Origin of the sequence: Dietzia sp. SYD-A1 (genome assembly GCF_015356725.1) — a bacterium.
Taxonomy (GTDB): domain Bacteria; phylum Actinomycetota; class Actinomycetes; order Mycobacteriales; family Mycobacteriaceae; genus Dietzia.
Map to the genome: position 1 here is coordinate 1 of NZ_JADDKI010000044.1, position 10094 is coordinate 10094.

The following is a 10094-nucleotide window of genomic DNA, read 5'->3' on the forward strand; positions in this document are numbered from 1 at the left end:
AGGCGGGGCAGGGGCCGGCCGGGCCGGTGAACGTCGATCGTAGGACCGCAGTGGCCTCGGCGGGCAGTTTCGGCCCGGGCAGTGCAGCGCGCGTTCCCGGCGTGACCTGACTCGGAGGCGAGTCCGGCCAGGGGCTAGGCTGCGGCTCGGCGGCGACGCCGTTCCGGCCGTGGCAGGGGCCTTGCGGGGGTTCGGTATCGGGTGAGTGCCCGCGGCGGGTGGCCCACGCCGACCGTCCCTCAGGCCGCATCCCCTACACCGCAGCCCCTACACCGGAGGTCCCATGTCCGACGCCGACGCCGCACTACACGATGCGCTCGAGTCCGTGGTAGCCCGAAATCCCGGGCAGAAGCTCTTCCGGCAGGCCGTGCACGAGGTGCTCGAGTCTCTCGCCCCCGTGGTCAGGCAGCATCCGGAGTACGTCGAGGGCGGGATCCTCGCGCGGATCGTCGAGCCTGAACGCGTGGTGTCCTTCCGGGTGCCGTGGGTGGACGACTCGGGAACGATCCGGGTTCAGCGTGGTTTCCGGGTCCAGTTCAGCTCGGACCTGGGCCCGTACAAAGGTGGCCTGCGGTTCCACCGGTCCGTTGACGAGGACACCCTGAAGTTCCTCGGCTTCGAGCAGGTCTTCAAGAACGCGCTCACCGGCCTGGACCTGGGCGGCGGCAAGGGCGGCTCGGACTTCGACCCCCACGGCCGGAGTGACGGCGAGGTCATGCGCTTCTGTCAGTCGTTCATGGCCGAGCTCGCCCATCACATCGGGGCGGATCTCGACGTCCCCGCCGGGGACATCGGCGTGGGCGCCCGCGAGATCGGCTACCTGTACGGCCAGTACCGCAAGGTCACCGGCCGGAACGAGGCGGGAGTGATCACCGGCAAGTCGGTCGCCTACGGAGGGTCGTGGGCCAGGACCGAGGCCACCGGGTACGGGCTCGTCTACTACGTCCGTGAGATGCTCCGCGAGTCCGACTTCGGCCTCGACGGGGCGCGGGTGGTCGTGTCCGGTTCCGGCAACGTCGCCCTGTACGCGGCAAGGAAGGCGACACAGCTGGGAGCCACGGTCGTGGCCTGTTCGGACAGCTCCGGTTACGTGGTCGACGAGAAGGGCCTCGACCTGGACCTGCTCGCCGACGTCAAGGACGTGCGGCGGGAGAGGCTCTCGGTCTACGCGCGGGAGCGGGGCGATTGCGAGTTCGTCGAGGGGCGCCCGGTGTGGGAGGTGACGTGCGACATCGCACTTCCCTGCGCGACCCAGAACGAACTCGACGGCGACTCCGCGCGGACCCTGGCCGCGAACGGGTGCCGGCTCGTGGCCGAGGGCGCCAACATGCCCTGCACCGAAGAGGCCGTCGAGGTGATACACGACACGGGTATCCTGTTCGGCCCCGCCAAGGCCGCGAACGCCGGCGGTGTCGCCACCAGTGGACTCGAGATGCGGCAGAACGCGGGCCGACTGCAGTGGGACTTCGAGCGCGTCGATTCGGAACTCGACCGCATCATGACCAGCATCCACGCCACCACGGCCGCCACCGCCGAGGAGTACGGGATGCCCGGCGACCTGGCGGCCGGGGCGAACATCGCCGCCTTCCGCCGCGTCGCGGACGCGATGCTCGCGCAGGGCGTCATCTAGTTGTCAGTACATGGAGCCGGTACCGCCCCCGTCCACTGTTTGAGTCGGGCAGACTCATGTTGTGCTGTGATCTGAATCACAACGGGAATCGATCGGCCGGGGCGGTAGTTGTACGGAGCGTCAAACCTCAGCGAGTCCGACTCAACTTGGGTTGACGGCATCCACTCCGAGAGGCAGTGTGGTGTCACTGATCCGAGCCTTGAGCCGGGTCTGCTTAACAACGGAGTTTCGGACCACCCCCGTCCGCGGTCGAGTACGCGGAGAGAAGGAGAACATCATGGGACGTGCAGTCGGTATCGACCTCGGCACCACCAATTCCTGCGTCGCCGTCCTCGAGGGCGGCGAGGCCAACGTGATCGCCAACGCCGAGGGGTCGCGCACGACCCCGTCGGTCGTGGCGTTCGCCAAGAACGGCGAGGTCCTCGTGGGCCAGCCCGCCAAGAACCAGGCGGTCACGAACGTCGACCGCACCATCCGCTCGGTCAAGCGCCACATCGGCACGGACTGGAAGTCGGCCTCGATCGACGACAAGAACTACACCCCGCAGGAGATCAGCGCGCGCACGCTGCAGAAGCTCAAGCGCGACGCGGAGTCCTACCTCGGTGAGGACGTGACGGACGCGGTCATCACCGTGCCCGCGTACTTCAACGACGCCCAGCGTCAGGCCACCAAGGACGCCGGCCAGATCGCCGGCCTCAACGTTCTGCGCATCGTCAACGAGCCCACCGCGGCCGCTCTGGCCTACGGACTGGACAAGGGCGACAAGGAGCAGACCATCCTGGTCTTCGACCTCGGTGGCGGCACCTTCGACGTCTCCCTGCTCGACATCGGCGACGGCGTCGTCGAGGTCCGCGCGACCTCCGGCGACAACCACCTCGGCGGCGACGACTGGGACCAGCGGATCGTCGACTGGCTGGTCGACAAGTTCAAGGCACAGAACGGCATCGACCTCACCAAGGACAAGATGGCGCTCCAGCGCCTGCGTGAGGCCGCCGAGAAGGCGAAGATCGAGCTGTCCAGCGGACAGTCCACCTCGATCAACCTGCCCTACATCACGGTCGACGCGGACAAGAACCCTCTCTTCCTCGACGAGACGCTGACGCGCTCGGAGTTTCAGAGGATCACCCAGGACCTGCTCGACCGCTGCCGTCAGCCGTTCCAGGCCGTCATCAAGGACGCCGGGATCTCGATCTCGTCGATCGACCACGTGGTTCTGGTCGGCGGTTCGACCCGTATGCCGGCGGTGACCGACCTGGTCAAGGAACTCACCGGGGGCAAGGAGCCCAACAAGGGCGTCAACCCGGACGAGGTCGTGGCCGTCGGTGCCGCGCTGCAGGCCGGCGTCCTCCGCGGCGAGGTCAAGGACGTGCTCCTGCTCGACGTGACCCCGCTGTCGCTGGGCATCGAGACCAAGGGCGGCGTGATGACCAAGCTCATCGAGCGCAACACCACCATCCCCACCAAGCGGTCCGAGACCTTCACCACGGCGGACGACAACCAGCCGTCGGTGCAGATCCAGGTGTTCCAGGGTGAGCGCGAGATGGCCGCGCAGAACAAGCTGCTCGGCTCGTTCGAGCTCGCCGGAATCGCCCCCGCGCCGCGCGGGGTGCCGCAGATCGAGGTCACCTTCGACATCGACGCCAACGGCATCGTCCACGTGACCGCCAAGGACAAGGGAACCGGCAAGGAGAACACGATCATCATCCAGGAGGGCTCGGGCCTGTCCAAGGAGGAGATCGACCAGATGATCAAGGACGCCGAGGCCCACGCGGAGGAGGACCACAAGCGCCGCGAGGAGGCGGACGCCCGCAACCAGGCCGAGTCCACGATCTACCAGACGGAGAAGTTCGTCTCGGAGAACGAGGACAAGGTCCCTGCGGACAAGAAGGAGTCCCTCCAGGCCGCGATCGCCGAGGCCAAGTCCGCCCTCGAGGGTTCGGACGTCGACGCCATCAAGGCCGCCGTGGAAAAGGTCAACACCGAGGCCCAGGCCGTCGGCCAGGCCATCTACGAGGCCGCCGCGGCCGAGGGTGCCGAGGCCGCAGACCCCGGCTCCGCGGGTTCCGCCGACGACGACGTCGTCGACGCCGAGGTCGTGGACGAGGACGAGCCGAAGGAGGGCGACAAGTGACGGAGGTGACCGGAGTGCCCGATCCCGGCGACCCGGAGGCCACCGACGAGGAGGCCGTGGACGAGAAGTACGTCCAGGACGCCCCCGTCGCCCCCGAGGCCGAGATCGTGGCAGAAGGCGCGGCCGACGTCGCTCCCGACGAGGTCGAGGCCGCGGCAGAAGACGACGAGACAGTCAGGGGTGAGTTCCAGTGACCACGCCACACGCTGACGGTCCGGAGACGGACAAGGCCGCCTGGGCCGGTGGTGACGCCGAGGACGTCGCCGCCGCCCGGGCTGTGGACGAGGAGTCCGGCGCCGCGGCCCCGGAGGCCGTGGAAGGGGAGATCGTCGAGGACGATCCCGCCCCGTCCGCCGATGGTGGCGCCGACGAGGGCGCCGGTGATCCGTCGTCACAGGATGCTTCGGCCGCTCTGCAGGCCCAGCTCGATGAGCGGACGGCGGACCTGCAGCGCGTGTCGGCGGAGTTCGCCAACTACCGCCGCCGCGTCGAGCGGGACCGCCAGGCCATCATCGACACCGCCAAGGGGTCGGTCCTCGCCGAGCTCCTGACGATCGTCGACGACCTGGAGCGGGCACGCGCGCACGGGGATCTGGAGGAGGGGCCGCTCAAGGCCTTCGCCGACAGGGTCCACGCCTTGCTGGCCTCCCAGGGGGTCGAGTCCTTCGGCGAGGAAGGCGATGCGTTCGACCCGGCCGTGCACGAGGCCGTGCAGGACGAGTCGGAGGGTTCCGAGCCCGTGCTGGGCACGATCCTGCGCAAGGGCTACCGCCACGGTGAGCGGACCCTGCGATCGGCGATGGTCACCGTCCGCTGACCTGTTCCGACCCACCGCCGGTGTGCGGTCACCCGCACACCGGCGGTCGAGGTGGAGAATGAGTACTCGAGAATCGTAGGACCCGATCGAGGAAGGAGGCGTCTGGTGAGTCAGCGCGAATGGGTCGAGAAGGACTACTACGCCGAGCTGGGCGTCTCCAAGAACGCCACGGCGGACGAGATCCGCAAGGCATACCGCAAGCTCGCGAGCGACAACCACCCGGACAAGAACCCGGGGAACGCGGCCGCCGAGGAGAAGTTCAAGCGGGTCGGCGAGGCCAACAGCGTCATCGGCGACCCCGCCAAACGTAAGGAGTACGACGAGTTCCGGGCGCAGGTCTCCTCCGGAGGGTTCGGTGGCTTCGCGCCCCCGGGGGGCGGCAGGTTCACCACGACCAGCGGCGACTTCGACATCGGCGACCTCTTCGGAGGTGCGGCCGGGGCCGGCGGCGCCGGGGGATCCGGTGGTTTCTCCGACCTCTTCGGTGGCCTGTTCACCCAGAGCCGTGGCGGCGGCGCCCCCGGCGCGGGTCGGGGCCGGGCGCAGCGACCGCAGGGCGGGCAGGACGTCGAGACCTCTCTCACCCTGTCGTTCCGCGAGGCCGCACTGGGCGAGACCGTGCAGATCAGGCTCTCGTCCGCCTCGCCCTGCCTGACCTGTCACGGCAGCGGTGCCCGGCCTGGCACCAGCCCCAAGGTGTGCAGCACCTGTCACGGGGCAGGGGTCACCCAGCGCTCCCAGGGCGCGTTCAGTTTCGCAGAACCCTGCACGGACTGCGGCGGCACCGGATCCAAGATCGACGACCCGTGCCCGGACTGTTCGGGCAGCGGCGTCACCGACCGCGCCCGCACGATCAACGTCAAGGTGCCCGCCGGGGTCCAGGACGGTCAACGCATCCGGCTCTCGGGTCAGGGGGAGGCCGGGTTCCGCGGGGCCCCGTCGGGCGACCTGTACGTCACGGTCACCGTGTCGAAGGACGCCGTGTTCGACCGTGACGGCGCGGACCTGCTGGTGGAGCTCCCGGTCTCCTATCCCGAGCTCGTCCGCGGCGCCCAGGTGTCGGTGCCCACGCTCACCGGACGGGTGACGGTCAAGATCCCGGCCGGGTCCAGGGACGGGCAGATCCTGCGGGTCCGCGGTCGCGGAATCGCACGCAAGACCGGGACCGGTGACCTCAAGGTCACGCTCCGGGTGGCGACGCCCCCCGCCGGGATGGCCGAGGCCGAGCTCGCAGCCTATGACGAGGCGTTGCGGGCGGCGGGCTTCGATCCACGGTCTGGCTGGGCCGGGTCGGCATGAGCCCCCGGCGGGACGTGGGGGACCTGGCCCCGGACGACAGCGTCCTGGTGATCTCCGTGGCCGCCGAGCTGTCGGGCCTGCACGCCCAGACCCTGCGCACCTACGACCGACTGGGGATCGTCACGCCCGAACGCACCAGCGGTGGCGGCCGGCGTTACTCCCTGCGCGACGTGGCGATGCTGCGCGAGGTGCAGCGACTCAGCCAGGACGAGGGCGTGAACCTCGCCGGCATCAAACGCATCATCCAGCTCACCAACCAGGTCGACGCCCTCCAGTCCCGGGTCCGCGAGTTGACCGACGAACTCGCGGAGCTCCGCTCCGGTTCGGGCCGGGGACGCGTCGGCGGTGAACTGGTCCACGTGCCGCGCTCGACCTCGGTCGTGGTCTGGCGACCGCGCCACCAGCGCGGGGACCACTGACGTCGCGATCCAGTGGATGATGAACGAATTGTCCTAGGATAGGCTTACCTCTTACAGTGGTCCGGTGACGATCGAGCAGGTGGGCCACACCCGACGGGTGGGCGGGCTGGCGGGGCCTCTCGCCGCCCGTGGCCGTGCGGTGGCCGTGATCAGCGACGACACCACCCTCACCTACACCGATCTCGCCCTCCGGGTCGCCGCCCGCGCAGCCGAGTATCCGTCGCTCGACTCCGGACGACAGATGGTCGGCCTGATCGGGGGCAACACCACCGACTTCCTCATCGACTATCTCGCCGCGCACGAGGCGGGCCACGTCGTCCTGCTCCTGCCGCCGGAGAGCGCGGCCACGCGGGCTCTCGTCGAGTCGTGGACCCCGGACGTCCTCGCGGGCGCGGGTCAGTCGATCCCGGCATCCGCGCACCACACCCCGCCGCGGCACGACCTGCACCCGGACCTGGCGCTGCTGCTCAGCACCTCGGGGTCCACCGGGTCGCCCAAACTCGTCCGGCAGTCGCGCCGGGCCGTGCTGTCGAATGCCGCGGCGATCACCGAGTACCTCCGCATCGTGCCCGCCGACCGCGCCATCACCACCCTCCCCCCGCACTACTGCTACGGGCTGTCGGTGATCCACAGCCACCTGCTCGCAGGCGCCTCGGTGGTGCTCAACGAGGACTCCGTGGCGAGCCCCGAGTTCTGGGAACGCGCGGGCGCCCACGGCGTGACGACCTTCGCCGCCGTCCCCCACACCGTGGAGTTGCTCGAGCGGGTGGGTCTGGACCGGCTGGACCACCTCACCCGCCTGCGCTACCTCACCCAGGCCGGCGGTCGACTGGCCCCCGAGAAGGTGCGTACCCTCGCGGAGCGACTCGAGGCCAGGGATGCAGAGCTCGTCGTGATGTACGGGCAGACCGAGGCCACCGCCCGGATGGGTTATCTCCCGCCCCACCTCGCGCGTGGCCGGGCCGGGGCGATCGGCGTCGCGATCCCCGGCGGCGCCTTCCGCGTGGACCGGCCGAAGGGCAGCGATCCGGACGCCCCGGGCGAGCTGGTCTACAGCGGCCCCAACGTGATGATGGGCTATGCCCGCGAGTCGGCCGACCTGGCCCGCGGTCCCGAGCTGACGGAGCTGCGAACCGGGGACCTCGCGCGGATCGCCGCGGACGGCCTGGTGGAGATCGTGGGCCGCATGGGGCGCGAGGCCAAGATCTTCGGCCACCGGATCGACCTCGGGCGGGTCGAGGCCGCTCTGGCCGACCGCGGCCTGGACGCCTGGTGTGTCGGCGAGCCCGACCGACTGGTGGTGGTGACGAAGCAGGACACGCCCGCGCAGCACGCGGTCTCGGGCGCGGCGGCTTCCTCTGGGCTGCCCGCCTCGGCGGTCGAGGTCCTGCTGGTGGACGAGCCGCCGCGGACCCCGGCGGGGAAGATCGACCAACCGGCGCTGCGCGAGCTCGTGGCCGAGAGGGGGCGCACCTGCCCCGCGGACGCGCACGGGACCCCCGGTGAACTCATCGCGCACGCCTTCGGGCTGGACGCCGGTGAGATCGACCCCGCCGCGACCTTCGTCGACCTCGGCGGGGACTCGCTGACCTACGTCGTGCTGTCCACGCGACTCGAGGACCTGGTGCCGGGTCTGCCCCGTGACTGGCACCTGCGTCCGGTCGGAGAGCTCGACGAGCTGGCCCGCGTCTCCGTTCCCGCGGCTGCCCGGTGGTGGGCGCCGTGGCGCGCGTGGGCGCGGGTCGACACCTCGATCGTCCTGCGTGCGCTGTTCATCCTGGCGATCGTCGGGTCCCACACGCGGGCCATCGCGATCATCGGCGGCGCCCACGTCCTGGTGGCGCTGGCGGGGTACTCGCTGGCCAGGTTCCGCCTCCACGCCACCGACGCCCGCGACCGCGCGCTCGGAGTGCTGCGCACCGCCGGCCGTATCGCCGTTCCCGCAGTGCTCTGGCTCCTGATCGTCACCCCGTTGACCAGCCGGTATCACTGGTACTCGCCGTTGTTGGCCACCAATCTGTTCGGGCCCCGCTCGTGGTGGGAGGACCGCTGGTGGAACCCGTGGCAGATGTGGTTCATCGAGGCGGTGGTCTACGCGCTCCTGCTCGTGGCGGCGCTCATGGCCGTCCCCGCGGTGAGCAACCTCGACCGCCGCTGGCCGCTCGCCCTGCCGGCCGCGGTCGTCGCCGCCGGGCTCACCGTGCGGTTCGGGCTGATCGACCTCGGTGGGGGTCCGCAGGTCTGGTACTCGGCACCGGCAGTGCTGTGGCTCTTCGGCCTGGGCTGGGCGATCGCCCGTTGCGCCGCCCCCGGCCGCGCGGTCTCTCCCTCCCGCGCGCTGTTGTACCGCGTCACGTGCTCGGCCGTCGCCCTGCTCTGCGTGCCGGGATGGTTCGGTGACCCGGGGCGCGAGGTCGTCATCGTGCTCGGACTGCTCGCGCTGATCTGGATCCCGTCCGTCCGGCTGCCACGTCCGGTCGTCCGGGTGCTCACCCCGCTCGCCGCGGCCTCGCTGTTCATCTATCTCACCCACTTCCTGGTCTACCCCCCGATCCGCGACGCCGGCCACGTGTGGCTGTCCTTCGCGGCGTCGGTGGTCGTGGGGCTGCTCGTCTGGGCGCTCTGGGAGCGGGGTGCCCGGGCGGTCCGCAGGTCCGCACCACAGGCCGCCCGAGCGCTGCGGCGAGGGTAGCGTCGGGGGCGAGCACCCGGCCGCCAGCCCGCCCGACCCCGAGAGCCCCAGGAGAACCGCCGTGCGCATCGCCGCAGCCCAGATCCTGTCCGGACGCGACCCCGCGGTCAACCTCCGCATGGTCCGCGATTCCGCGGCGGAGGCCGCCGCCCGGGGGGCCCGGATCGTGGTGCTGCCCGAGGCGACGATGCGGGCCTTCGGGGCGGGCCGTCTCGACGAGGTCGCGGAGCCCCTCGACGGCCCCTGGGCGAGCGAGGTCGCCGCGATCGCCCGCGAGTACGGGGTCGTCGTCGTCGTCGGGATGTTCACGCCCGGCCAGGGCGGCCGGGTCCGTAACACCCTCCTGGTGACCGGACCGGCCGGGGGCGAGAACGTGGGCGGCCCCGACCGCGACCTCCACCTGGGTTACGACAAGATCCACCTGTTCGACGCGTTCGGGTTCGCCGAGTCCGACACCGTCGAACCCGGTGACAGGACCCGCGTGGTGACCGTCGACGGGGTGGGGATCGGCCTGAGTGTCTGCTACGACATCCGCTTCCCCGGCCAGTACCGGGCACTCGCCGCAAAGGGGGCGCGCGTCACGATCTGCGCCGCGTCCTGGGGGCCGGGGCCCGGGAAGGTGGACCAGTGGCGGCTGCTGGCCCGCGCCCGCGCGCTCGACGCCACCACGTTCCTGGTCGCCGTCGGTCAGGCCGACCCCGAGGCGGAGGGAGTGGAAGTCACGAGCGGTGCCCCGACTGGCGTCGGACACTCCGTGCTCGTGGGACCGGACGGGACAGTGCGCGAGGAGGCGGGCCCCGGAGCGGAACTGGCGCTGTTCGAGATCGACGACGACGAGGTGGCCGTCATCCGGGAGAAGATCCCCGTCCTCGCGAACGGCAGGATCACCGAGGAGTCGTCCCCCGGGGAGTCGGCCGCGGAGGTCGTGCGGTGACCGGGCCACGCGACGGCGGTGAGGATGGCGGCGGCGAGGTCGACCCGCCCACCGAGCCGAATGCGCCCACGGACCCGCCCACCGAACCGAATGCGCCCACGGAACCGCCCACCGAGAGTCTCCCGCCGGTCGAGGGCGAGGGCACGGGGACCGCGTGGTCACAGTATCCCGC

The 10094-nt window shown here is 70.8% G+C and carries 8 protein-coding genes; all 8 read left to right on the plus strand.

What is annotated here, in order from left to right; translation table 11 throughout:
* Positions 1-283: 283 nt before the first annotated feature.
* Positions 284-1630: an NADP-specific glutamate dehydrogenase gene (gene gdhA, locus IY392_RS02440; protein WP_107757474.1), complete on the plus strand. Its 1347-nt coding sequence runs from the start codon at positions 284-286 to the stop codon at positions 1628-1630.
* A gap of 277 nt (positions 1631-1907) precedes the next feature.
* Positions 1908-3761 (plus strand): molecular chaperone DnaK, encoded by a 1854-nt coding sequence (dnaK, locus tag IY392_RS02445; RefSeq protein ID WP_194860419.1) that lies wholly within the window; start codon positions 1908-1910, stop codon positions 3759-3761.
* On the plus strand, positions 3758-3955 hold the full coding sequence (locus tag IY392_RS02450; RefSeq protein WP_017838418.1) for a hypothetical protein: 198 nt from the start codon (positions 3758-3760) through the stop codon (positions 3953-3955). The genes dnaK and IY392_RS02450 overlap by 4 nt, the downstream gene beginning before the upstream one ends.
* Entirely contained in the window at positions 3952-4578 is a 627-nt protein-coding gene (grpE, locus tag IY392_RS02455) for a nucleotide exchange factor GrpE (RefSeq protein ID WP_107757472.1), read from the plus strand. Before IY392_RS02450 ends, grpE begins: the two co-directional genes overlap by 4 nt.
* Positions 4579-4683: 105 nt before the next feature.
* Positions 4684-5877, plus strand: a complete 1194-nt coding sequence (dnaJ, locus tag IY392_RS02460; protein WP_107757471.1) for a molecular chaperone DnaJ — start codon at positions 4684-4686, stop codon at positions 5875-5877.
* Complete coding sequence (locus tag IY392_RS02465) at positions 5874-6296, plus strand: heat shock protein transcriptional repressor HspR (RefSeq protein ID WP_107757470.1); 423 nt, start codon at positions 5874-5876, stop codon at positions 6294-6296. The genes dnaJ and IY392_RS02465 overlap by 4 nt, the downstream gene beginning before the upstream one ends.
* A 64-nt stretch (positions 6297-6360) precedes the next feature.
* A complete protein-coding gene (locus IY392_RS02470) occupies positions 6361-8988 on the plus strand; it encodes an AMP-binding protein (RefSeq protein WP_194860420.1) in 2628 nt (875 codons plus the stop codon).
* A 61-nt stretch (positions 8989-9049) separates the two neighbouring features.
* Entirely contained in the window at positions 9050-9922 is an 873-nt protein-coding gene (locus tag IY392_RS02475; RefSeq protein WP_107757468.1) for a carbon-nitrogen hydrolase family protein, read from the plus strand.
* Positions 9923-10094: the final 172 nt, after the last annotated feature.

What these genes read in the sequence shown, in the direction of transcription:
- gdhA (WP_107757474.1), top strand. Translation starts at nt 284, where the DNA reads ATGTCCGACGCCGACGCCGCACTACACGATGCGCTCGAGTCCGTGGTA.
- IY392_RS02465 (WP_107757470.1), top strand. Translation starts at nt 5,874, where the DNA reads ATGAGCCCCCGGCGGGACGTGGGGGACCTGGCCCCGGACGACAGCGTC.
- dnaK (WP_194860419.1), top strand. Translation starts at nt 1,908, where the DNA reads ATGGGACGTGCAGTCGGTATCGACCTCGGCACCACCAATTCCTGCGTC.